At 69.4% G+C, this 23,774-nt stretch carries 23 protein-coding genes, 1 tRNA gene and 1 riboswitch; of the genes, 15 read left to right on the forward strand and 9 right to left on the reverse strand.

Translation table 11 applies throughout. The features are described 5' to 3' along the window. The first annotated feature begins 174 nt into the window (after positions 1-174). The gene (locus FHR20_RS10300) at positions 175-1,806 is read left to right on the forward strand and encodes an amidase (protein ID WP_167299571.1); all 1,632 of its coding nucleotides are present in this window, start codon (positions 175-177) and stop codon (positions 1,804-1,806) included. 85 nt (positions 1,807-1,891) lie between these two features. Here FHR20_RS10300 and FHR20_RS10305 read toward each other — a convergent pair whose 3' ends face one another. Further along, on the reverse strand, positions 1,892-2,353 hold the full coding sequence (locus FHR20_RS10305) for a DUF2721 domain-containing protein (RefSeq protein WP_167299572.1): 462 nt from the start codon (positions 2,351-2,353) through the stop codon (positions 1,892-1,894). Positions 2,354-2,395: 42 nt separating this feature from the next. On the opposite strand from FHR20_RS10305, the gene FHR20_RS10310 reads away from it, so the two are divergent. From FHR20_RS10310 to FHR20_RS10320, 3 genes are all read left to right on the forward strand, one after another. Further along, positions 2,396-2,755, forward strand: a complete 360-nt coding sequence (locus tag FHR20_RS10310) for a SpoIIAA family protein (protein ID WP_167299573.1) — start codon at positions 2,396-2,398, stop codon at positions 2,753-2,755. A 51-nt stretch (positions 2,756-2,806) separates the two neighbouring features. Then, positions 2,807-4,021 (forward strand): GNAT family N-acetyltransferase, encoded by a 1,215-nt coding sequence (locus FHR20_RS10315; protein WP_167299574.1) that lies wholly within the window; start codon positions 2,807-2,809, stop codon positions 4,019-4,021. A 77-nt stretch (positions 4,022-4,098) separates the two neighbouring features. Next, positions 4,099-4,791 carry a Crp/Fnr family transcriptional regulator gene (locus FHR20_RS10320; protein ID WP_167299575.1) on the forward strand — a complete coding sequence of 231 codons (693 nt, stop codon included), beginning with the start codon at positions 4,099-4,101 and terminating at the stop codon, positions 4,789-4,791. Between the two features lie 30 nt (positions 4,792-4,821). Here the strand turns inward: FHR20_RS10320 and FHR20_RS10325 are convergent, their stop codons facing one another. From FHR20_RS10325 to lnt, 6 genes are all read right to left on the reverse strand, one after another. Beyond that, positions 4,822-6,045, reverse strand: a complete 1,224-nt coding sequence (locus tag FHR20_RS10325) for an aminotransferase class V-fold PLP-dependent enzyme (protein WP_341786435.1) — start codon at positions 6,043-6,045, stop codon at positions 4,822-4,824. A gap of 67 nt (positions 6,046-6,112) precedes the next feature. After that, entirely contained in the window at positions 6,113-6,793 is a 681-nt protein-coding gene (trmB, locus tag FHR20_RS10330; RefSeq protein ID WP_167299577.1) for a class I SAM-dependent methyltransferase, read from the reverse strand. Between the two features lie 38 nt (positions 6,794-6,831). Next, positions 6,832-7,662, reverse strand: coding sequence for an EAL domain-containing protein (locus FHR20_RS10335; protein WP_167299578.1), 831 nt, complete (start codon positions 7,660-7,662; stop codon positions 6,832-6,834). A gap of 250 nt (positions 7,663-7,912) precedes the next feature. Further along, positions 7,913-8,674 carry an EAL domain-containing protein gene (locus FHR20_RS10340; protein WP_208413557.1) on the reverse strand — a complete coding sequence of 254 codons (762 nt, stop codon included), beginning with the start codon at positions 8,672-8,674 and terminating at the stop codon, positions 7,913-7,915. 160 nt (positions 8,675-8,834) lie between these two features. Continuing rightward, the gene (gene metK, locus FHR20_RS10345) at positions 8,835-10,049 is read right to left on the reverse strand and encodes a methionine adenosyltransferase (RefSeq protein WP_167299580.1); all 1,215 of its coding nucleotides are present in this window, start codon (positions 10,047-10,049) and stop codon (positions 8,835-8,837) included. 72 nt (positions 10,050-10,121) lie between these two features. Continuing rightward, positions 10,122-11,660 (reverse strand): apolipoprotein N-acyltransferase, encoded by a 1,539-nt coding sequence (gene lnt / locus FHR20_RS10350; RefSeq protein WP_167299581.1) that lies wholly within the window; start codon positions 11,658-11,660, stop codon positions 10,122-10,124. Positions 11,661-11,846: 186 nt separating this feature from the next. Between lnt and aguB the strand changes: the two genes are divergently transcribed. Further along, positions 11,847-12,698 (forward strand): N-carbamoylputrescine amidase, encoded by an 852-nt coding sequence (gene aguB, locus FHR20_RS10355; protein WP_167299582.1) that lies wholly within the window; start codon positions 11,847-11,849, stop codon positions 12,696-12,698. A gap of 66 nt (positions 12,699-12,764) precedes the next feature. On the opposite strand, the gene FHR20_RS10360 is transcribed toward aguB, so the two are convergent. Beyond that, positions 12,765-13,460 (reverse strand): aspartate/glutamate racemase family protein, encoded by a 696-nt coding sequence (locus FHR20_RS10360; RefSeq protein ID WP_341786436.1) that lies wholly within the window; start codon positions 13,458-13,460, stop codon positions 12,765-12,767. Continuing rightward, positions 13,457-14,062, reverse strand: coding sequence for a uracil-DNA glycosylase (locus FHR20_RS10365; protein ID WP_167299583.1), 606 nt, complete (start codon positions 14,060-14,062; stop codon positions 13,457-13,459). Before FHR20_RS10365 ends, FHR20_RS10360 begins: the two co-directional genes overlap by 4 nt. A gap of 23 nt (positions 14,063-14,085) precedes the next feature. On the opposite strand from FHR20_RS10365, the gene folK reads away from it, so the two are divergent. The 10 genes from folK (at position 14,086) to FHR20_RS10415 (ending at position 23,766) form a co-directional block, all read left to right on the forward strand. Continuing rightward, positions 14,086-14,553, forward strand: coding sequence for a 2-amino-4-hydroxy-6-hydroxymethyldihydropteridine diphosphokinase (gene folK / locus FHR20_RS10370; RefSeq protein WP_167299584.1), 468 nt, complete (start codon positions 14,086-14,088; stop codon positions 14,551-14,553). Continuing rightward, a complete protein-coding gene (locus FHR20_RS10375) occupies positions 14,550-14,954 on the forward strand; it encodes a nuclear transport factor 2 family protein (RefSeq protein ID WP_167299585.1) in 405 nt (134 codons plus the stop codon). Before folK ends, FHR20_RS10375 begins: the two co-directional genes overlap by 4 nt. Before the next feature lie 37 nt (positions 14,955-14,991). After that, positions 14,992-15,067, forward strand: a tRNA-Lys gene (locus tag FHR20_RS10380). Positions 15,068-15,455: 388 nt separating this feature from the next. Then, on the forward strand, positions 15,456-17,396 hold the full coding sequence (locus FHR20_RS10385) for a TonB-dependent receptor plug domain-containing protein (protein ID WP_167299586.1): 1,941 nt from the start codon (positions 15,456-15,458) through the stop codon (positions 17,394-17,396). A gap of 19 nt (positions 17,397-17,415) precedes the next feature. Next, positions 17,416-18,024 (forward strand): cob(I)yrinic acid a,c-diamide adenosyltransferase, encoded by a 609-nt coding sequence (gene cobO / locus FHR20_RS10390; protein ID WP_341786437.1) that lies wholly within the window; start codon positions 17,416-17,418, stop codon positions 18,022-18,024. Positions 18,025-18,166: 142 nt separating this feature from the next. After that, positions 18,167-19,036 (forward strand): ABC transporter substrate-binding protein, encoded by an 870-nt coding sequence (locus tag FHR20_RS10395; protein ID WP_167299588.1) that lies wholly within the window; start codon positions 18,167-18,169, stop codon positions 19,034-19,036. Next, positions 19,033-20,025: a FecCD family ABC transporter permease gene (locus FHR20_RS10400; RefSeq protein WP_167299589.1), complete on the forward strand. Its 993-nt coding sequence runs from the start codon at positions 19,033-19,035 to the stop codon at positions 20,023-20,025. Before FHR20_RS10395 ends, FHR20_RS10400 begins: the two co-directional genes overlap by 4 nt. Beyond that, on the forward strand, positions 20,019-20,792 hold the full coding sequence (locus FHR20_RS10405) for an ABC transporter ATP-binding protein (protein ID WP_167299590.1): 774 nt from the start codon (positions 20,019-20,021) through the stop codon (positions 20,790-20,792). The genes FHR20_RS10400 and FHR20_RS10405 overlap by 7 nt, the downstream gene beginning before the upstream one ends. Beyond that, positions 20,789-21,484 (forward strand): phytanoyl-CoA dioxygenase family protein, encoded by a 696-nt coding sequence (locus FHR20_RS10410; protein ID WP_167299591.1) that lies wholly within the window; start codon positions 20,789-20,791, stop codon positions 21,482-21,484. The genes FHR20_RS10405 and FHR20_RS10410 overlap by 4 nt, the downstream gene beginning before the upstream one ends. Then, positions 21,483-21,666, forward strand: a riboswitch (cobalamin riboswitch). (Overlaps the previous gene by 2 nt.) A 144-nt stretch (positions 21,667-21,810) precedes the next feature. Then, entirely contained in the window at positions 21,811-23,766 is a 1,956-nt protein-coding gene (locus FHR20_RS10415) for a TonB-dependent receptor plug domain-containing protein (protein WP_167299592.1), read from the forward strand. The last annotated feature ends 8 nt before the right edge of the window (positions 23,767-23,774 follow it).

A 23,774-nucleotide genomic window follows, 5' to 3' on the forward strand; every position in this document is an offset into this window, starting at 1 on the left:
CCGTGACTCTGGTTCCCCGCCTGCGCGGGGATGACGAAAAGGGGGTATTTGTCCCAAGCGATACGTGCCCCAAGGGGATAGACGCCCTTGCGATCCGCCCTCCGCTTGCAGGGCCCGGCGCACGCGCTAGGCTGGCCGCGCAACGAGATTCGGGGACGGCGCATGCGAACGGGAATGACGGCTCTGGCGGTGGCTCTGGCATGGACGTCGCCCGCATGGGCACAGGAAGCGGCCCCCGCCCCTGCCCCCGCCCAATCCGACATCGTGGTCCAGGAAACGCCCCGCCCGCTTCCCACCGTCGAGGAACAGTCGATCGATGCGCTGCGCACCGCGCTCGCCGACGGGAGCATGACCAGCGGCTATATCGTCGATGCCTATGTCGCGCGGATCGGGAAGCTCGACCGCGCCGGACCGACGCTGCGCTCCGTGATCGCCGTCGCGCCGGGCAAGGACCTGCGCGCCGATGCGCGCGACAGCGAAGACCGGCGCAGGGCGGGCAAGCCGCTCGGCCCGCTCGACGGCATTCCGGTGCTGATCAAGGACAATATCGAGACGCAGAACATGCCCACCACCGCGGGCAGCCTGGCGCTCGCCAACAACGACACCGGGCGCGACGCGCCGCTGGTCGCGCGGCTGCGGGCACAGGGCGCGATCATCCTCGGCAAGACCAACCTCTCCGAATGGGCGAACATCCGCTCGAACAACTCGATGAGCGGCTGGAGCGCCATGGGCGGCCTGGTGAAGAACCCCTATGCGCTCGACCGCTCCGCCTGCGGCTCGTCGAGCGGATCGGGCGCGGCGGTCGCGGCGAGCCTGGCGGCGGTCGCGGTAGGCACCGAGACCGATGGATCGGTGGTGTGCCCGGCGGCGATGAACGGGCTGGTCGGGCTCAAGCCGACGCTGGGGCTGATCAGCCGCACCGGCGTGGTGCCGATCAGCCACAGCCAGGATACGCCCGGGCCGATGGCGCGCTCGGTGAAGGACGCGGCGATCCTGTTCGGCGCAATGGTGGGCAGCGACCCCGCCGATCCGGCGACCAAGGACGCGGACAAATATCGGAAGGACTATGCGGCAGGGCTGTCTCCGGACGCGCTCAAGGGCATGCGGATCGGCTATTGGAAGCCCGAGATGGCGGCCGACCTCGCCGCGCGCTTCGACAAGGCGCTCGCCGAACTCGGCGCTGCCGGCGCGGTGCTGGTCGAAGTGAAGATGCCTGAGCTGAAGGGCCTGGGCGAGGCCGAGGGGCTGGTGCTCCACACCGAGTTGAAGGCCGACATGGCCGCCTATCTCGCCACCACGCCGGCGAGCGTGGGCGCGAAGACGCTCGCCGACCTGATCGCCTTCAATGCGGCGCACGAGGAAACCGAAATGCCGTTCTTCGGCCAGGAGACCTTCATCAAGGCAGACAAGTCCAAGGGCCTGGACGATCCCGAATATCAGGCGGCGCGCGAGAAATCGGCGCGCATGGCCGGGCCCGAGGGGATCGACGCGATGCTCAAGGCCGCGGATGCGCGGATCCTCGTCACCCCGACCTATGGCACGCCCTGGCTGAGCGACCCGGCGCATGGCGACCAGTTCCAGGGCCCCTCGGCAAGCGAGCTGCCCGCAGTCTCGGGCTATCCGCACCTCACCGTGCCGATGGGCCTGGTGAACGGGCTGCCGGCCGGCCTGTCCTTCATCGGCACGGCCTATGCCGACGGGCTGCTGCTCAAGGCCGGCTATGCCTATGAGCAGGCGACGCACGCCCGGGTGGCGCCGCAATATCTGCCGACGATCCCGGCGGACCTGGGGCCGCGGACGCCCTAGGTCCAGAACGCATTCGACGAACCCCGTCATCCCCGCCCGTGCGGGGACGACGAAGGAAAATCAGATACTTGCCTGGGTTCTCAACCTAGCGTTTCCCGTCCAGCTCCAGCAGTTCCTCGCGGACATGGATCGCCTCGAGCGACATGCGCACCTCGAAGAGGAAATAGATCAGGCCCGCCATCAGCAGCAGCATCGAGACGATGAAGGCGCTCGCCACCCAGATGCCGACATGCAGGTTGCTGAGCCGCGCGACGAACATCATCGCGACGACGAAGCAGATGGCGAGGGCGCTGGCCGTGCACAGGAAGATCGCGTTGTTGATCACCGATATGCGGCGATCGATGATCCGCAGCTCCCAGACGTGGCGATCATGCTCGGGCCCGGTGGATCGCGGGTGGAGCTGTTCGATGTTGCGCGCGCGATCGACGATGCGGGCGAGCCGGCCGACCATCACGTTCAGGAACGCCCCGATGCCCGCCAACAGGAACACGGGCGCGATCGCCGCCTGAATCGTTTCCGAAACCGTGGAGAGATAGGGTCCTTCCATGCGTCATGCGTTATGACCGGGGAACCGAACGGAGTGAAGCCCATGATGCAGTTCGAGACCGATATGGATGCCGGGGTGATCGAGTTCACCGTCGACGGCGAAGTCACCCGCGCCGAATATGACGCCGCGGCCACGGAAATGGAGGCAGTGATCGCGCGCCACGGCAAGCTGTCGGCGGTTGCGGTGATCCGCAGCTTCGCCGGCATGGAGCTGGCGGCGTGGTGGAAGGACATCAGCTGGGGCGTGGGGCATCTCACCAGGATCGGCCGCGTCGCGGTGGTCACCGATATCGGCTGGATCGTCGCCGCCAGCCGCGCCACCGGATGGATGGTGCCGGGCGAGCAGACGATCTTCACGCCCGAGGAGCTGGACGCCGCCCGCGCCTGGGCTCGCGGCGGATGACCGCCGGCGTCATCACGGCTTGGTAACGGGTGCCGCGCTAGAAACATGGCCATGTCGAAGCCGATGCTGCTCGAGGAATTCACGCGCCTGCCGCCGGCGCTCACCATCGATTGCGTCGACGGGCTGGCCGGCGCGATCGACGCCGTGGCCGCCCGCGCGCGCCCGTCGCACCGCTTCCTGCGCTATGGCTGGTTCGCCGCCGCGCTCCGCACCTATGGCGGCCATGCCCGCACGCTCACCGTGGCGCGCGAGGGCGAGCCCGTCGCCGCGCTGCCGATCGTCGCCGCCGGGCCGGCCTGGGCGAAGCTGGCCGCGATCCCCGGCTGCTACTGGCCCTTCCGCAGCTTCCCCGTCCGCGAGGATGCCGGGGTCGAGGCGATCGAGGCGCTGCTCCCCCGGCTCGCCCGCGCGGCACGCGCGCTGCGCGTCGGGCCGGTCTATGACGGCGATCCCGGGCTCGAGCTGCTCAAGGAAGCGGCGCGGAACCGGGGCTGGGCGGTGCTCGACCGGTTCGTGGCGGACAGCTTCCTGCTCGACATCGCCGCCGAGCGCGCCGAAGGCACCTGGCCGCGCAACTCGACGCTCAAGAAGAACCGCTTCCACGAGAAGCATCTGGGCGGGCACGGCGAACTCGACTGGAGCTTCGTCCACGGCGCCGGCTGGGACGAGGCGGCGTTCGAGGCACTCGCCGGCATCGAGGAGAAGAGCTGGATCGCGGCGCGGACCGACGGTTCCGACGCCAAGTTCACCGCGCGCGGCCATGGCGGCTTCTGGCGCGCCGCCGCCGAGGATCCCGTCATCGCCCGGATGCTGTGGACGGCGCTGCTCCGCGTCGACGGCGCCCCTGCGGCCTTCTCCTTCGACCTCAATGCCGGCCCGCTCAAATATGCGATCGCGAACAGCTATGACCCGCGCTTCGCCAAGCATTCGCCGGGCAAGCTGCTCTATTATCGCAACCTCGTCCGCGCGATCGAGGACGGCATCGCGGCCGTGGACTGGGGCGCCGGCGACAGCGGCTACAAGCAGGTGATCGGCGCCGCGAAGGGCCCGGCGATCCGCGACTGGCTGTTCGTGCGGCCGGGGATCGACGCGCTGGCCGGCAAGCTGCTGCGCGGCGCCTGGAAGCGCACGGGCCGCGCCGAGACCGGATCAGCGCCGGCGGAAGCGAACCGCGTCCTCGATGCTGAGGAAGGCGACCGCGGCGATGAAGAACGCAAAGGCAGCGGCAACCAGACAGAGATACATGGGGCACTTCCCGGCTCGTGACGTGACGTGCCGCGTGCCTGCCCCCTGGGACAATCCGTCGCTTTGACCTTCGTCAAACCACCTCCGATATGCGGCGCATGATTGCCGCCCATATCTGCTCCGGCTGCGCGGTGCGCGACCGGGCGCTCTGCGCCAGCCTCGACGATGTCGAGCTCGATACGCTCAATGCGCTCGGCCAGCGGCGCCGGCTGACGCGCGGGCAGACGCTGGTCTGGGCGGGCGAGGAGAGCCTGGTCTGCGCCAATCTGCTCTCCGGCGTGCTCAAGCTCAGCGCCGTCACGCCCGACGGGCGCGAACAGGTGGTGGGGCTGCTCTACCCGGCCGATTTCGTCGGCCGGCCCTGGGCCGAGCTGGCCGACTTCACCGTCACCGCGCTCGGCGACGTCGAGCTCTGCGTCTTTCCGCGCAAGCCGTTCGAGCGCGTGCTCGAGGACCATGTCCGCATGGAGCGGCTCCTGCTCCAGCGTACCTTGGCGGCGCTCGAAGAGGCACGGGGACGGATGCTCGCCCTCGCCCGGCTCTCGGCGCGCGAGAAGCTGGCCGGCTTCCTCCTCGACATGGCCGATCGCGTGCAGGGCTGCCGCGCCACCGCCTCCGGGCCGGTGACCTTCGACTTCCCCCTGACGCGCGGCGAGATGGCGGAGGTGCTGGGGCTGACGATCGAGACGGTGAGCCGCCAGCTGAGCAGGCTCAAGGCCGAAGGCGCGATCAACCTGATGGGCGCGCGGGGCATCACCATCCGCGACCGGGCGTTGCTGGAAGCAGCCTGAGACTTCCCGTTCCTCCCCGGCGGGGGGGAATCAGGATGCCACCTTCCGCAGCGCCGCGACGAAGCGGTCCACCTCCTCCATCGTCGTCGCCAGCGCCGGCGTCACCCGCACGCAGCTTCCGCTCGCCAGGCCGTCGCGGTGCACGGTGAAGATGCCATGCTCGTCGAGCAGGCGCCTGGCCAGCGCGACATTGGCTTCGTGCGATGTCCGGCCCTTCAGCCGGAACGCAGTGATCGCGCCATAGCTGCCGGGATCGTCCGGCGTGAGCACCTCGACATTCGCCAGCGCCCGCGCAGGGCGGACCCAGCGATCGCGCAGCGCCCGGAGCCGCGCCTGCTTGGCGGCGGCACCGATGCCTTCGTGGAAGTCGAGGGCCGCGGGCACCGCGAGCAGCGCCGCATAGTCGACCGTGCCGGTATGGACGCGGGACCGGATGTCCGCGGGGTTGGCGCCGGCTTCGGCGGGGTCGATATCGATGTCCGTCAGCCGGCCGTCCCGGATCACGATCGCGCCGACGCCGAGCGGCGCGCCGATCCATTTGTGCAGGTTGATGCCGATGAAATCGGCGGCGAGATCGGGCAGCCTATAGTCGATCTGGCCGACGCCGTGCGCGGCATCGACGATCGCATCGATGCCGCGGAGCCGAGCCATCGCCGCGATCTCGGCGACCGGCAGCACCAGGCCGGTGCGGTGGCTGACATGGGTGAGCAGCACCATGCGAAGGTTGGGATGCGCGGCAAAGGCCTGCGCATAGGCATCGATCACCGCCTGGCGCGTGGCGGGCAGCGGCAAGGCGATCTTGATCACTTCCGCGCCGCGCCGGCCCTTCAGGCTCTCCATGCAGGCCTGCATCGCGTCATAGTCGAGATCGGCATGAAGCACCGCGTCGCCGGGGCGCAGGCGGTTATAGCCCAGGATCAGCGCGCGCATCGCTTCGGTCGCGTTGCGGGTGAAGGCGATCTCCCCGGTTCCCACGCCCATCGCGGCGGCCACCCGGGCGCGGACCGCCTCGATCTCGCCGGGCATCTCGCGCCGGACATAGAAGCTGGTGTCGCGGTTCACGCGATCGACATGGGCGCGATAGGCGGCATGCACCGGCCGCGCCATCATTCCCCAATTGCCATGCTCGAGCTGCGCAACCTTGCGCGTGACGTCGTATTGCGCGGCGATGCCGGCCCAGCGCTCGTCGTCCGCCGCAAGGGCCGGGGCGACGGGCATCGCGGCCGCGGCGGCGAGCAAGGTCCTGCGGTCCATCATTCCCCTCCTCCCGATCCGGCGCCGCACGGATAGCAGCGGGGCCAGCGCCGCACCATGCAGCGGCCTATCGGCGGATGTAGCGGAAGTACCACACTTCATGGCCCTGGCGCCGCGCCTTGCGCTCGTAGCGCGTTTCGGGCCAGTCCGCCGGGCGGGTGAGGAAATCCTGCGCGGTCTTCGCCTGCCATGCGAAGTCGCGGCGCTGGTCCATGATCATCATCGACCAGCGGCAATAGGTCGGATCGTCGGTGCCCAGGCGGAACTCGCAGCCGGGCTTGAGCTTCGCGGCGATGATGTCGAGCGGACCATGGTTCATCATCCGGCGCTTGGCATGGCGGGCCTTGGGCCAGGGATCGGGATGGAGCAGATAGAGCCGCTCGAGGCTGGCATCGGGCAGCCGCTCGAGCACTTCGAGCGCGTCGCCCATGTGCAGGCGGACATTCTTGAGATCGCCGTCGCGGACATGGCCGAGCGCGCCGACCACGCCGTTGAGGAAGGGCTCGCAGCCGATAAAGCCGTGACCGGGGCGCATCGCGGCCTGGCCGGCGAGATGCTCGCCCGCGCCGAAGCCGATCTCGAACTCGAGGGGGCGATCGTCGCCGAAGAGAATGGCCGAATCGAGCGGACCCGATTCGGGCAGGCTCACCTGCGGGAGCAGCTCCTCGACAAGGGCGGATTGGCCCTGGCGGAGCTTGTGGCCCTGGCGGCGGCCATAGAGACGGCGGATGGAAACGGGATCGGACACGGGCCGCCTGTTAGCGCCCCGGACGCGGAGGACAAGCGTTAGAGCGCCTGGGCGAACGCGGCAGGCGCCGCCGGACGCATCGCGGCCATGCGCTGGTGCGCGGCAAGGCGGCGATGCTGGGGCACCGTCGCGCGCGGCTCGCGGCGGGCGAGGTGCGCGCGCGGCAGCGGGCGGCTGCGGGCCGGCGCGATCCAGTCGCCCTGCATGTGGCGGATGCCCATCGTGCACAGCAGAACCAGGTCCTCGCGGCGCGCGACGCCATTGGCGATCAGCGTCACGTCCATGTTGCGGGCAAGGCGCAGCACGCCCTCGACGATCACTCGGCGCGAGCTGCTGTCGGCGATGTTGCGGACGAGGCCGGCATCGAGCTTGACGAAGCGCGGCGTGAAGCGGCCGAGCAGGCGGACGGCAAGCGGGCCGACGGCGAAGTTGTCGAACGCGATGGCGATGCCGCGGTCCAGACATGCCTGGGCCAGTGCCGCGATACCGGCCAGGTCGCCCCGCTCGTCGGCGTCGATTTCGAGGACCATGCGGTCGAGCGGCACGCGATGCGCGATCGCGGCGCGGAAGAGATGGGCGAGCAGCACCTCGGGCGCGCCGCAGGCGGCGGCGACGGGAACCGCGAGCAGCGCCTCGCCGTCGAGCAGCCCGGCATCGGCCGCGCCGGCGATCGCGCCGCGGATCCGCGCCACTTCGAGCCGGAGACGGGCTTCGGGGGCGAGCGCCGCGGCGACCCGGCCGAAGCCGCAACCATCGACGGTGGCGATCGCGGCCCAGGCGAAGGGCTGGCCCGAAGTCGCGGCGATCATCGGCTGGAAGGCAATGGCGAGACCGGACTGAAGCGCGGCTGGAGCAGGTTCGGTATGCATGATGCTTCCTTTCTGCCCTTCGTTAAAAATGGTTAACGCCGCCCGCTCCATTCCGTGCGTCGCCGAAGGGGGATTCTCCCCATGGGGATTCTACCGGGGAAGGCGATGGCGGATTCCGCTTGCCTCACGCGAATCCGCGAGTCGTGCCGCGGGGAAAGAATCGGCGTCGAAACGACCCCGGGGCAAATTACCACCGAAATGGTTTCTTTTCTGGAGACCGATGCGGGAACTGCGCGCGGCGAAGCGCGAATCAGGCCGCGTTGCGCAGCGCCGGCTGCGGCAGGCAGCCCGTGGCAGGTGCGCCGACATGGGCGCCCTGGACGAGCGGCACGCCGAAGCTGCGGATGCGCTCATAGACCGGCTCGCTGTCCACGCCAGCCGCGACGATGCGCAGACCCAGGCTCTGCATGCGGCGAATGAGGTCCTCGATGGCGATGCGGCGCGACCAGCTGGACGCGATGGTGCTGACCAGCTCGGGCTCGATCGTCACCGCATGGGGCGCGAACTTCCCGCAATAGGCGAGCCCCGATTCGTTGGGGCCGACGCCGTGAAAGGCGACGACCGGGCCCAGCTTGTTGAAGACATGCATGATGTCGGCGAGTTCGGAGCTGGTGATCGCCTGATAGTGGTGGAGCGTGAACACCAGCCGCTCCGCGACGATGCCATATTGGCGGGCGGTGAGCAGCGCCGGCTGGATATGCTCCGCCGGATCGCCGATCGCCGGGGCGCTCAGCGGAATGGCAAGCCGCCCGCCCGAGCTGGCGAAGCCCGCCGTCGCGGCCCAGCGCACCGCGGCAACCGCGCAGCGGCGGTCGACGTCGCGGCGCTGCTCGGCCGAGAGCTGGTCGAAATCGCCCGTGGCGGGCGCGCCGTCGCGGAGCGCCTGTGCCTCATAGGCATGGATGCGCCCGCCAGCGATCTCGGCAATGGGCTGGAAGGCGATCGCGAGCCCGGTGCCGGCGCCAGGGGATGCTCCGCTCTCCGGAACCATCATCGAATTCTCCGACTCCACCGACTCGCTCCTTTCCATTCCTTCCTGATGAAGAATTACGGTTGCCCAGTGCTTTATAGGATGGCCCGTACGAATACGTATCGAAGCGGCGCAACGAAAAGCCCCGCGCCGGCAGATGCGGCGCGGGGCTGTGATGTTCGGCAGGCCGAGGCCGGCGGGATCAGGCGGCGAGCGCGGCCTTCAGATCCTCGACCAGGTCGGTCTTCTCCCAGGGGAAGAAATCGCCCTCGGGCTTGCGGCCGAAATGGCCATAAGCCGCCGTCTTCGAATAGATCGGCTTGTTGAGCTGGAGGTGCGTGCGGATGCCGCGCGGCGTGAGGCCGCCCAGCTTCTCGATGCCCGCGATCGCCGCCTCGATCTTGTCGTCCGAGACCGTGCCGGTGCCGTGCGTGTCGACATAGAGCGACAGCGGCTTGGACACGCCGATCGCATAGGCCAGCTGGATCGTCACGCGCTTGGCCAGGCCGGCGGCGACGATGTTCTTGGCGAGATAGCGGGTGATATACGCCGCCGAGCGATCGACCTTGGTCGGGTCCTTGCCCGAAAAGGCACCGCCGCCATGCGGCGAAGCGCCGCCATAGGTGTCGACGATGATCTTGCGGCCGGTGAGGCCGGCATCGCCGTCCGGACCGCCGATCTCGAACGAGCCGGTCGGGTTGATGTGATACTCGGTCTCGCCCGAGAGCAGCTCGGCCGGGAGCAGGTCGGCGACGACCTTCCTCACATAGGCCTTGAGCTCGGCTTCCTTGTCGCCCTCGTCATAGCCCTTGCCGTGCTGGGTCGAGACGACGATCGCGGTGGCCGCGACCGGCTTGCCGTTCTCGAAGCGCAGCGTGACCTGGCTCTTGGCGTCCGGCTCGAGGAACGGCGCCGCGCCCGAATGGCGATCGGCGGCCATGCGCTCGAGGATCTTGTGGCTGTAGTCGAGCGTCGCCGGCATCAGGTCCGGCGTCTCGTCGCAGGCGAAGCCGAACATGATGCCCTGGTCGCCGGCGCCCTCGTCCTTGTTGCCCGAGGCGTCGACGCCCTGCGCGATGTGCGCCGATTGCGGGTGCAGGTTGTTCTCGAAGCGGAGCGTCTCCCAGTGGAAGCCTTCCTGCTCGTAGCCGATGCGCTTCACGGTGTCGCGGACGGCCTTCTCGACCTCTTCCTGCACGCCCGGCGCCCAGTTGCCCTCGGTGTCCATGATGCCCTTGCCGCGGATCTCGCCGGCAAGGACGACCAGCTGGGTGGTGGTCAGCGTCTCGCAGGCGATGCGGGCCTCGGGGTCCTTCGACAGGAACAGATCGACGATGGCGTCGGAAATCTGGTCCGCGACCTTGTCGGGATGGCCTTCGGAAACCGATTCGGACGTGAAGAGATAGTTGGAACGCATGGAAATTCCTCTTGTGGGGAGGAAAGCCGGGCCGTTGCCATGCCCATATAAAGCTTTCCTTATATCACGCCCCTAGCGGGCGAAGCGCCGAAACGCAATCGCGAACACCACCAGGGCCAGCGCAACGAGCAGCGCCAGCCAATTGCCGAGCCGCGCGAAGAAGGTGGGCGGCAGGGGCGCGGGGAGCGGCACTTCCACCGCGCCCTCCTGCCCCGCCGGCACCGTGCCGAGCAGGCGGCCACGGGCGTCGATCACGGCGGAAACGCCGGTGGGCGTGGCGCGCAGGATCGGCAGCCCCTCCTCGATCGCCCGCAACCGCGCCTGGGCGAGATGCTGCACCGGCCCCCAGCTGCCGAACCAGGCGTCGTTCGACGGGTTGAACAGGAAATCCGGGCGATTGCGCTGGTCGATGATCTGGCCGGAGAAGATGATCTCGTAGCAGACCGCGACGCCGGCCCTGCCGAAGCCGTCGACGGCGAGCGTGCGCGGGCCGGGGCCGGGGATGAAGTCGATCTCGCCCATCACCAGCCGGGCGAGGCCGAGCGGCGCGAGCAGCGTGCGCATCGGCAGATACTCGCCATAGGGCACGAGATGCGCCTTGTCGTAGCGCCCGCCGAGCATGCCGGCGGGATCCACCGTCCACACCGAATTGCCCGCGCCGGTCAGCCGGTCTCCGTCGAAGAACAGCGCATTGCCGCCGACCATCGCACGGTCCCGGGGGCCGAGCAGCCCGCCGATCCGCCCGCGCACCCAGCGCGGATCGCCTTGCTGGTAGAAGCGCTGCGGATAGCCGTCCTCGACATAGTAGTTGACCATGCCCTCGGGCCACACGACCAGCCGTGGCACGCCGCCGGGCTGGCCGCTCCATTCGGCCAGCTTGGCGAGGACGCGCGGGGCATAGTCCGGCCGGTCGACGCCTTCCTGCCCGATATTGGGCTGGACGACGCGGACATGCGGGCGCGTGAGGTCCTCCACCGGGCGGCCGGGATTGAGCGCGAACCCGCCGGCGAGCAGCAGCGCGGCGGTGGCCAGCGGCACGCGATACTGGTGCTGGCTGGCGAGATAGAGCGCGCCCGCGACGATCAGGGTGAGCCCCGACAGCGCATAGGTACCGGTGAAGGCGGCAAGCTGCGCGATCGGCGTCGGCACCCAGATCGCCGCCACCGGATTCCACGGATAGCCGGTGAACAGCGTGCCGCGCAGATATTCGGTGACGATCCAGGCCGAGGCGGCGGCAAGGACGAAGGCGAGGTCCGGCTCGTTCCAGCGCGCCTTCACCATGCGGGCGAAGCGCCAGGCGAGGCCCATCGCCACCGCCGGATAGACCGCGAGATAGAGCGCCAGCAGCAGCACGGCGAAATAGCCGAGCACGGGCGGCATCTTGTCCTGGAAATCGAAGGCGTGCTGGATCCAGTTGTTGCCCAGGGTGAAATGACCGGCGCCGAACACCCAGCCGCGCAGCAGCGCCGCCCTGGCGCTCGGCGCGTGCCAGGTCAGGTGCAGCAGCACCGCGAGGCAGATCAGCGTGACGGGCCACCAGTCGAGCGGGGCGAATCCGGTGGCGGAGAGAAAGCCGGCAAGCAGCGCGACGAGCAGGGGGCGGGACAGCATCGTCTGGATGCTTAACCGATCCATCCCCTTTCCGTCATCCCCGCCTGCGCGGGGGTGAGGGAAGGGAGCACTGTCTCGAGGAGATGGCGCCAAGCGCATCCAGGGTAACGAAGCAGCTCGACGACCGGCCGCGAAAATCGTGATCCCAGGTAGCGAAAATCACGCATTCCCCCTATGTGCCGCGCCATGACCGAGATCACCGTCGCCGCCCTGCAGCTCGCCTTTTCCAACGACATCGACGCGAACATCGCGAAGGTCTCCGCCCATGTGCGCGAGGCGGCCGGCCGGGGCGCGCAAGTGGTGCTGCCGCCCGAGCTGTTCGAAGGCGAGTATTTCTGCCGGGTGGAAGACGAAGGCCTGTTCGCCAATGCGAAGCCGACCGCCGAGCACAAGGCGGTGCTGGCGATGCAGGCGCTCGCCGCCGAGCTGAAGATCCACATCCCGACCAGCTTCTTCGAGGCGGACGGGCCGCATCATTACAACAGCCTCGCGATGATCGACCCCGACGGCCGGATCGCCGGCGTCTATCGCAAGAGCCACATTCCCGACGGCCCCGGCTATGAGGAGAAGTTCTACTTCCGCCCCGGCAACACCGGGTTCAAGGTGTGGAACGGCCCGGACAAGGCCACGCTCGGCGTGGGCGTGTGCTGGGACCAATGGTATCCGGAGACCGCCCGCGCGATGATGCTGATGGGCGCGGACATCCTGTTCTATCCCACCGCGATCGGCAGCGAGCCGCATGACGAGAGCCTCGACACCGCGCGGCTGTGGCGCCGGGCGATGGTGGGGCATGCGGTGTCGAACGTCGTCCCCGTCGTCGCCGCCAACCGCGTCGGCACCGAGCATGGCCAGACCTTCTACGGCACCAGCTTCATCACCAACGAGCGTGGCGACATCCTGGCCGAGCTGGACCGCGAGGAGGAAGGCGTGATCGTCGCGACGCTCGACCTTGCGCTGGCCAAGCGCCACCGCGCCGCCTTCGGCTTCTTCCGCGATCGCCGGCCGGATCTCTATGGGCGGCTCGCGCAGGACATCTGACCCCGCCTGGCGGCCCGTCACCGGACGCGCTGCGCGATCGCTGATTTCCCGCCCTAGGCCTCGGCCCTAGCCCAGCGCAAACTCCAGCGCGGCGAGCGCATGCAGGCGCGTCGTGTCGAACAACGGCACTTCGCTGTCCCCTGGGCCGACGAGCAGCCCGATCTCGGTGCAGCCGAGGATCACGCCCTGCGCCCCAGCCGCCGCCAGCTCGGCGATCACCCCGCGATAGAGGGCGCGCGATTCCTCGCGGATCACGCCACCGACCAGCTCGTCATAGATGACGCGGTGCACGGCGGCACGCGCCTCCGCGCCGGGCAGGAGCACTTCCAGCCCGAAGCGCCGCTCCAGCCGTTCGCGGTAGAATGGCTGCTCCATGGTGAAGGCCGTGCCGAGCAGGCCAATCCGCGCGATCCCCGCCGCGCGGATCGCCGCCCCGGTGGGATCGGCGATGTGGAGCATCGGAATGCCGATCGCGGCCGCGATCCGGTCGGCCACCAGGTGCATGGTGTTGGTGCACAATAGCAGGCAATCGGCGCCCGCCGCCTCGACCGCCCGGGCCTCGGCCGCGAGCTGCTCGGCGAGCGCATCCCAGGCGCCGGCGTGCTGGAGCCGCTCGATCTCCCCGAAATCGACCGACAGCATCACGCTGCGCGCCGAATGCGGATGCCCCAGCCGCGCGCGCGCCTCGCGATTGAGCAGCGCATAATATTGGGCCGAGCTCTCCCAGCTCATGCCCCCGAGCAGGCCGATCGTCTTCATCATCGGAATGCTCCCGGTCCCGCCAAGGCAATGGCCCGTTCCACCACCGCCTCGAGCATCGCGGGCGTCAGCCGCCCGGTATTCTGGTTGTAGCGCGAGCAGTGATAGCTATCGACCAGCCACTGGCCGCGATGCAGGCGGTGCTCGGCGCCATGGGCGAAGCGCACCTTGGGCAGCTTGCCGCCCATCGCCTTGACCGCCGACTGATGCGCGATCTGGCCGAGCGCGAGCACCACCGGCGCCCGGAGCTCCGCCGCCAGGAAGGGCCGGCAGGCATGGATTTCGGCGGGCTCGGGCTTGTTCTCGGGCGGCAGGCAGCGGACTGCGTTGAGGATCACCACGCCCCTGGGTTCGCCCTTCTCGGCCAGCCCGAACTTCTCCAGCGTCGCGAACAGCAGCGCGCCCGAATCGTCGCCGGTAAAGGCGCGGCCGGTGCGGTTCGCGCCATGCTTGCCGGGTGCCAGGCCGACGATCGCGATCGGCGCATCGGGATCGCCCAGCGCGGGCACCGGCGCATTCCACCAGTCGGGATGTTCGGCGCGCAATTGTTCGCGCAGCGTGACGAGGCGCGGGCAGAGCGGGCAATCGCGGCTTGGCTGGAGCATCCCCGCGCGATAGGCCGCCCGGCATGGCGAGGACAAGCTATGCCATCGCGATCGGATCGAACCGGCGGGGTCGCCATGGCAGCCCGGCGCGGGAAGTCGCGGCGGCGATCGACGCGCTGGGCGGCGTCACCGCCGTCTCCCCGATCCTGCACACGCCGCCGCTCGGCCCCTCGAAGCGCCGCTTCGCCAACGCCGTCGCGCTGATCGAGAGCGACGAGCCGCCCCCCGCCCTGCTCCGCCGGCTGAAGGCGCTCGAGCGCGGCTTCGGCCGGCGGCGGGGGCGGAACTGGGGCGCGCGGGTGATCGATCTCGACATCATATTGTGGTCGGGCGGCAGCTGGGGCGAGCCGGCGCTCACCGTGCCCCATCGCCTGTTCCGCGGCCGCGAATTCGTGCTGGCGCCGCTCGCCCGGGTCGCGGCGGACTGGCGCGATCCGGTGACCGGGCTTAGCGTGCGCCAGCTCGCGGCACGATTGCGGAGGAAACGATGATCTGGGCGTTGCTGGCGCTGGCCGATCCCGATCCGGGCCTGGTCGCCTTTGCCGATGCGTTCGACCGGGCGCAGCTGCGCCAGGATCGCGCGGCGATGGAGGCGATGATCGCGGACGACCTGGTCTATATCGACGGCTCGGGCAGGCGACAGGGCAAGCAGGCGTTCATCGATGGCTGGATGACGCCGGGCGACCGCTATGATCCGCTCGTGCTGACCGACCGGGTGATCGTGTCGCTCGGGCCGGATGCCGGCGTGGCCAATGCCGAGACGGTGCTGGGCGGCATCTCGGGCGGGCGGCGCTTCTCCAGCCATTTCCGCTTCGCCGACACGTTCCGCAGGACGAACGGCCGCTGGCAGGTCGCGCATGTTCAAGTGACGCGGATCGAAGCGCGACGTTGACCCGCCCGGCCGGCCCGCCTAGGGGCGACGCTGGTGTGGGTCCGTAGCTCAGTCGGTAGAGCAAGCGACTTTTAATCGAGAGGTCCCGGGTTCGAATCCCGGCGGACCCACCACCGAATGATCGCGCCGGTGCCCCGGAAGGGGCTTAAACGGGAATGCGGTGCGGACGGGCCTTCCGTCCAATTCCGCGGCTGTCCCTGCAACTGTAAGCGGCGAGCGCGATGCACTTGCTCCCCGATTCGAGGGAGCGGCCACTGGATCGCCGATCCGGGAAGGCCGTGCATCGTGCCCTGACCCGCGAGCCAGGAGACCTGCCGGCGCAACGGTCGCTCTTGCCCTGGTCCAGGGGATGGCCAAGGCACGGTATCTCTCCGTCTGAGCGACGACCAAGCGGCCGGGGCCGCTTCGGTGCCGTGCGACGGGCAAGTGCCCGCCCGTCGCCCGCATCGGCCGTTCGCGGCGGGCCCCGCCCTCGTTGCACGGGCGCAGGGGGGACTACCCATGTTGAAGACCAGTTTCGTCTCGCTGATCGCGATCGCCGCCGCTCTGCCGGCCCATGCGCAGGACGCCGACCAGGCCACCGATCCGCAGGACGCGATCATCGTCACTGCCTCGCGCTCGGGCGACGGCGTCGCGCTCAAGGACCTGCCCGCCTCGGCCACGGTGATCGACGCGGAAGCGCTCGACCAGCGCCAGACGCGCATCGTCTCCGACGTGCTGCGCGACGTGCCCGGCGTCGCGGTCAGCCGCATCGGCGCGATCGGCGGCCAGACTCAGCTGCGCATCCGCGGCAGCGAGGCCAATCACGTCCTCGTCCTGATCGACGGGATCGAGGCGGCCGACCCCTATTATGGCGAATATGACCTCGGCACGCTGATCGCCGATCCGTCCGCGCGGATCGAAGTGCTGCGCGGCCAGCAATCGTCGCTCTACGGATCGGATGCGATCGGCGGCGTGGTCAACTACATCACGCTCTCGGGCCGCGAGGCGCCGGGCTATGGCGCACGGGCCGAAGGCGGCTCGTTCGGCACCTTCAGCGGCGCCGCCCGCGCGGCCGGCGCTTCGGACGCGCTGGACTATGCGGTCTCGGGCAGCTGGTATCACACCAAGGGCTATCCGACGGCGCGGGGCGGCACGCGCGACATCGGCTCGGACAGCGTCGGCGCCAGCGCCAAGCTGGGCTGGGCCCCCGCTGCCAACCTGAAGGTCACCGGCGTGCTGCGCTACAGCCATACCGATGCCGAGACCAACAACAGCGAGAGCAATCCGGCGAGCCCGCGCTTCGGCTATACGGTCGACAGCCCGGGCGTGCGCTTCACCAACGAAGCGTTCTACGGTCTGCTCAGCGCCGAACTGACCGCGCTCGACGGCCGCTGGACCAACACGCTTTCCGGCCAGTTCGCCGACACCACCCGCACCGGCTACAAGCCGAGCGGGATCGACTATGGCGACAAGGGCCAGCGCTACAAGGGCTCGTTCGTGTCGAGCTTCCGCTTCGGCACCGACGCGATCACCCACCGGCTGACCGCCGCGGTCGACTGGGAGCGCGAGCAGTTCCGCAACACCACGCCGGGCACGGGCTCGCCCTATGACGCCTTTCGCGGCCGCCGCAGCACCGACAATCTCGGCCTGGTCGGCCAATATGAGCTGACCGCCGGCGATTTCACCGGCGGCGCCTCGGTGCGGCACGACGACAACAACCGCTTCGCCGACGCGACCACCTGGCGCGTCCAGGCCGGCTATCGCCTGCCGACCGACACGCGCGTCCACGCCGCCTATGGCACCGGCGTGAAGAATCCGGGCTATTACGAGCTCTTCGGCTTCTCCAGCGGCACCTATATCGGCAATCCGAACCTCAAGCCGGAACGATCCGCGGGCTGGGAAGCCGGGATCGAGCAGAGCTTCTGGGACGGCAAGGCGACGATCGGCGCGACCTATTTCGATTCGAAGCTGACCGACGAGATCTACATCGCCTATCCCGCGCCGACCTACACGGCGACGCCCGGCAACCGCACCACCGATTCCAAGCAGCACGGCGTCGAGGTGACCGCCAGCCTGCGCCCGATCCGCCAGCTCCGGATCGACGCGGCCTATACCCATCTGAAGGCGACCGAGGACGGCGTCACCGAAGTTCGCCGCCCGGGCGACATGGCCAGCGTCAACGCCACGCTGTTCAGCAAGGACGAGCGTTTCTCGACCACGCTGACCATACGCTACAACGGCCGGATGGACGACCTGGCCTATATCGACCCAAGCTATGTGCCGGTGCGCGTCTCGCTCAAGCCCTTCACGCTGGTGAACCTCAACGCGCAGTACAAGCTGAGCGACCGCTTCTCGGTATTCGGGCGCGTCGAGAACCTGTTCGACGTGAAGTATGAGGAAGTGTTCAGCTTCGCGACGCCGGGCGCCGCCGCCTATGGCGGCGTGCGCGTCGCCTTCTGAAGCAAAGGGGGAAGCGGCCGTGAAGCAGCGCACCGACGAAGAACACAATGCCAAGATGAGGAAGGTCCAGGCGGCCCAGGCGAAGAAGCTCGCCACCAAGACGGTGGAGAAGGGCCTGGTCATCGTCCATACCGGGCCGGGCAAGGGCAAGACCTCCGCCGCGCTCGGCATGGCGGTGCGCGCGATCGGGCACGGCATGAAGGTGGGCATGGTCCAGTTCGTGAAGGGCGCCATGGCCACCGGCGAGAAGGCGGTGTTCGACCGCTTCCCCGACCTGATCGCGTTCAAGCCGATGGGCGAAGGCTTCACCTGGGACACCCAGGACCGCGCGCGCGACATCGCCGTGGCGCGCGAAGCCTGGGAAGAAGTGAAGCGGATGATCGCCGATCCGGACTATGCGATGGTGATCGCCGACGAGCTCAACATCGTGCTGCGCTACGACTATCTGCCGACGGACGAAGTGCTCGCGGCGCTGGCCGCCAAGCCGGCGATGAAGCACGTGATCATCACCGGCCGCAACGCGCCCCAGGCGCTGATCGACGCGGCCGACCTCGTCACCGAGATGGCCCAGGTGAAGCACCCCTTTCGCGAGCAGAACGTCAGGGCGCAGGCGGGAATCGAGTTCTGATGATCGGTCCCAGCGCTCACCTACATCTTCCCCGGCAAAGGCCGGGGCCCAGTTGCCACGGCATTCGAGAGGCTCTCTCGGTTCACCAACTGCGCCGACGCCGGGCGCCGGCCTTCGCCGGGGAACGGGAAGGCTCTTTCTGATGGCTTCCCGCATCAGAATCGCAGCGCTCGGCCTACCACTGCTTGCTTTGGGTGGCGCAATCTCGTGGGCGAGCACCGGCGCGCCCACACCGCCATCGGCGGGCAAGCCGAAGCGGATCGTCTCGATCAACCTGTGCGCCGACCAGCTCGTCCTCGCGCTCGCCGATCGCGAGCAGATCGCCGGGGTGACCCGCAACGCCACCGATGCCGAGATGTCGGGCGAGGCGGCGAAGGCGCGCGGGCTGCCGGTGCTGAAGAATTCGGCCGAGCAGATCCTCGCGATCGATCCCGACCTGATCATCGGCATGCCGGCCAGCCGCAGCGCGCCGATGCGCGCACTGAAGGGCCATTCCTACAACCTGCTCGACCTCGAGACCGCCAACACGGTCGACGAGATCTACGTCTCGATCCGCCAGACCGCCGCGGCGGTCGGCCATCCCGAGCGCGGCGACGCGCTGGTCGCGCGCATGCAGGCGCAACTCGCCGGGATCGGCAGGCCGGGCGGCGGCAAGGTTGCCGCCTATTATCAGCGGCGCGGCTTCATGACCGGCACCGGCACGCTGATCGACGATCTGATGCGCCGCATGGGGCTGGTGAACCTGGCGGCGAAACTCGGCAAGCCGCCGCTCTCGCAGCTGAGCATCGAGGAGATGGTGGCGGCCCGGCCCGACTATCTGATCGTCGAGAGCGCTACCGACAAGGTTGCCGACCAGGGCACCGAGATGCTCCACCACCCGGCGCTGGCCGGCATTCCCCGGATCAGCATTCCCCAGGCCTGGACCGTGTGCGGCAGCCCCGCCTATGTCGACGCCGCGCGGGGGATGGCGCGGCAGCTGGCCCGTTTTCAGGATCGGACCCACGCCCGATGACGATTTCCCGCCCCTTGCTGATCGCCGGGCTGATCGCCCTCACGCTGGCCGCCGCGATCGGATCGATCCTGTTCGGGCCGGTCCATCTCTCGCTCGCGCGGATGATTGCCGCCTTCACCGGCCATGGCGACAGGATCGCCACTACCATCCTGCTCGAGCTGCGCCTGCCGCGCATGCTGCTGGGCCTGGGCGTGGGCGCGATGCTCGGCCTGGCCGGCGCCGCGCTGCAGGGCTATCTGCGCAACCCGCTCGCCGAGCCTTCGGTGCTGGGCACGTCCAACGCCGCGTCGCTCGGCGCGGTCGCCGCGCTCTATTTCGGGCTGGCCGCGCTGCACCCGGTGGTGCTGCCGGTGCTGGCGGTGCTGGGCGCGCTGCTCTCGCTGGCCGGCCTGTCGGCGCTGGCCGGCCGCTCGGAGAGCCCGCTCACGCTGATCCTCGCCGGCATCGCGATCGCCACCCTGGCCACGGCCGGCGTCAGCCTGGCGCTCAATCTTTCGCCCAATCCCTTCGCGGCGATGGAGATCATGACCTGGCTGCTCGGCAGCCTGGAGAACCGCTCGTTCGAGCATGTCTGGATCGCCTATCCCTGCATCGCCATCGGCGGGCTGCTGCTGCTCTGGGACGGCCGCGCGCTCGATGCGCTGACCTTGGGCGAGGACGGCGCGCAGGCGCTCGGCGTCGATCTGCGGCGCACGCGCATCCGGCTGCTGCTCGGCACCGCGATCGGCGTGGGCGGCGCGGTGGCCGTGTCGGGCGCGATCGGGTTCATCGGGCTGATCGTGCCGCACCTGGTCCGCCCGCTCACCGATCGCAGCCCCTCGGCGATCCTCGTCCCCTCGGCGATCGGCGGCGCGGCGCTGCTCACCTTCGCCGATGTCGCGGTGCGGCTGATCGACACCCGGAACGAACTGAAGCTCGGCGTCGTCACGGCCTTTCTCGGCGTGCCGGTCTTCCTGATCCACCTGATGCGGGAGCGCCGGCTATGGTGAGCATAAGCCTCGAACAGGTCGGCGTATCGCTCGGCCGCCGCACTGTGGTTCGGAATGCCAGCGCCACCTTCCGGGCCGGCACCCTTGCCGGCATCGTCGGCCCCAACGGCGCCGGCAAGTCGACGCTTGCCCGCGCGATGCTGGCGCTGGTGCCCCATATCGGGCGCATCCTGGTCGACGATGCGGAAGTCGCGACGATGCCGCGCGCCGAACTCGCCCGCCGCGTCGCCTATCTGCCGCAGGGCCAGACCCTGCACTGGCCGCTCACCGTCGAGCGGCTGGTCGAGCTCGGCCGGCTGCCGCATCTCGCCCCGATGTCGCGGATCGGCGATGCCGACGGTGCCGCGATCGAACGGGCGATCGCACGCGCCGATATCGCCGCACTGCGCGAGCGTGTCGCCACCGAGCTTTCGGGCGGCGAGCGCGCCCGCGTCCTGCTCGCCCGCGCGCTGGCGGTGGAGGCCCCCGCACTGATCGCCGACGAGCCGCTCGCCAGCCTCGACCCCGGCCACCAGATCGACGTGATGGAACTGCTCCATGGCGAGGCCCGCGCCGGCGCGCTGGTGATCGCGGTGCTGCACGACCTCACCATGGCCGCGCGCTATTGCGACCGGCTGGTACTGATCGACCGGGGCACCATCGTCGCCGACGGAACGCCCGCCGAAGTGCTGACCCCGGCCAATCTCAAGTCGGTCTACGGCATCGACGCGCGCGTCGAGCTGGCCGGCGACTGGCCGACGGTCACGGCCCTGGGCCGCAGCCGGTGAGCGACGACGCGGCCTTCTACCGCGACCAGGGCCATGTCGCGCTGCCGCTGTTCGATCCCGCCCTGGTGGAGACCGCCCAGGCCGACATCGCCGAGCATATCGACCGGCTCTCGCATGCCATGTACCTGCCCTTCGACAGGAGCTGCCCCGACGCGCCGCTCGCGGAGCGGCTCGACCGCATCTACGCGCACGACCGCAGCCAGGCGAACCTGCTGCGCGTGGCGATCTGCACCGATGCGCATCGCGGGCCCCGCCTCCAGGCAATCGCCAACGATCCGCGCCTGCGTGCCGAAGCCGAGCGGATCGGCGAGCGCGCGCTGGCCGGCCAGGTCGTCCGCGTCCGCGCCAGCATCGCGAGCTTTCCCGAGCATCGCCACGCCTGGCACAGCGACGTCGCCCGCGACGACGGCGTCGCCTGCGGCCAGGTCTGGACCACTGCCTGGATTCCGCTCTGCGATGCCGGCCCCGGCAATGGCGGGCTGGAGATCATCCCCGGCCGCCAGCCCGCCCCGCTCGCCAGCCAGACCGACAACGGCCTCAGGATCACCGAGGAAGCGATCGCCGGCCTGCCGCGCCTCCAGCCCGAATGCCCGGCCGGCACCGTGCTGTTCCTCGATCGCTTCACGCCGCACCGCACCCTGCCCGCCGACAGGGCGCGCTTCGCGCTTGTCGTCTGGATGAAGGCCGCCTAAGGCCACCCGCGCGACAGGTTCCCCGGAGACGGGGATGAAAAGGGAACGGGACAATCCCGGCTGCCCCTGCAACTGTAAGCGGCGAGCCATCGGCCTCATGCCATTGGGTGTTGCACCCGAGAAGGCGGCCGGACCGGCAACGACCCGCGAGCCAGGAGACCTGCCCGTCGCGGTCGTCTTTCGTGCGGACAGGGTGTGCCGGGCGGACGGGGGTGAACCCGAGCGACGACAAGGTTGGCCGCGTGCGTGCGCGGACGATGTCGTTCGCCCCTGGCGGCAGCGGCGTCGGCCTTGCACGGATGCGGCGTCGTCATGGGTTGCACGCAATGAAGTCCGTTCTCCGTTTCTCCGCCTCGCTCCTCGCCCTGGCCGCCGCGCCCGCGGCCTTCGCCCAGCAGGCCCCCGCGCCCGATGCGGCGGCGGCCGAGGACAGCGACCAGATCACCGTCACCGCCACCCGCGCGCCGGTGAACATCGACCAGGTCCCCGCCTCGATCACCGTGCTAGACAAGGCGGCGATCGACCGCAGCCAGGATATCGGCGCGACCGAGCTGCTGCTCCGCACGCCCGGCATCAGCGTCTCGCGCAACGGCGGCTATGGCACCTCCACGTCGCTGCGCATCCGCGGCGCCGAGGCCGATCAGACCGTGGTGGTGATCGACGGGGTGAAGCTCAACGATCCGGCGGCCACCGGCGGCGGCTACAACTTCGCCAACCTGCTGGTCGGCGACGCGTCGCGCATCGAAGTGCTGCGCGGGCCGCAATCGATCCTGTGGGGCAGCCAGGCGATCGGCGGCGTGGTCAACATCGTCACCGCCGCGCCGGAGAAGCCGCTGGAAGGCAGCTTCGACATCGAGGCCGGATCGCGCGAGACGGTGAGCGCCCGCGCCGCGATCGGCGGCCGCACCGGGCCGCTCAGCTGGCGCATCGGCGGCCAGAGCTTCACCACCGCCGGCATCTCGGCGATCGCCCCGGCGTTCGGCGGCAAGGAAACCGACGGCTATACCAACCGCAGCGCCACCGGCCGCGCCGAGCTGGCGCTGGCGAGCAACCTCAGCGTCGAGGTGCGCGGCTATTATTCGAACGGCCGCACCGAGATCGACGCGACCACCGGCGACAGCAGCGACTATTCGCTGAACGAGGAGTTCGTCGGCTATGTGGGCGTGAACCTCGCCCTGCTCGGCGGCCGGCTGCGCAACCGCTTCGCCTATGCCTATACCGACACCGATCGCGACAGCTACGGCCCCGCCCGCGCCCGCCCGCTGAGCTTCGAATCCAACGGCCGCAACCAGCGGCTGGAATATCAGGGCAGCTTCGCCTTCACCAAGCGCGTCTCGGCGGTATTCGGGCTGGAGAACGAGAATTCGAAATTCCGCAGCCGCTCGCCCGCGGCTTCGCTCGCCACGCCGCTCCCGGCCTTCGCGCGCGGCAATGCCGAGATCACCAGCGCCTATGCCCAGCTGAGCGTCGAGCCGATCGACGGCCTCACCCTCAATGTCGGCATCCGCTACGACGACCACAACCGCTTCGGCGGCCAGACGCTGTTCGCGGCGGGCGGCGTGTGGCGCCTGTCGACCGGCACGATCCTGCGCGCCAGCTATGGCGAGGGCTTCAAGGCGCCGACGCTCTATCAGCAGTTCAGCGAATATGGGAACACGGCGCTCGATCCCGAGCGGGCCAAGGGCTGGGAGGCCGGTGTCGAGCAGCAGCTGTTCGGCCGCAAGCTGACCTTCGGCGCGACCTATTTCGAGCGCACCACCACCAGCCAGATCATCTTCAACAGCTGCACCGCGACTTCGACCGTGCCGCTCTGCTTCGTGCCGGGCACCACCACGCGCCGCTCGGGCTATTATTCTAACGTCTCGCGCGCCGAGGCGCACGGCATCGAGGCCGCGGGAGCCCTCAAGCTGGGCGGCTTCACGCTCGACGGCAATTACAGCTGGATCGTCGCCGAGGACCGCTCGCCGGGCACCGCGAATTTCGGCAAGTGGCTGCCGCGCCGTCCGCAGAACAGCGCCAACGGCTCGATCAGCTACGCCTTCCCCTTCGGCCTCACCACTGGCGCCGCGATCCGCTGGTCGGGCCACAGCTTCGACAATGCGGCCAACACGACGCGGCTCGACGGCTACACCCTGGTCGACCTGCGCGCCGAGTTGAAGGCCGGCGACAATCTCAGCGTGTTCGCCCGCGCCGAGAACCTGTTCGACGAGACCTACATGACCGCCTATCGCTACGGCACGCTGGGCCGCAGCATCTATGCCGGCATTCGCGGGCGCTTCTGATGGGAGAA

It is taken from the genome of Sphingomonas leidyi, assembly GCF_011761945.1.
GTDB classification, from domain to species: Bacteria; Pseudomonadota; Alphaproteobacteria; order Sphingomonadales; family Sphingomonadaceae; genus Sphingomonas; species Sphingomonas leidyi.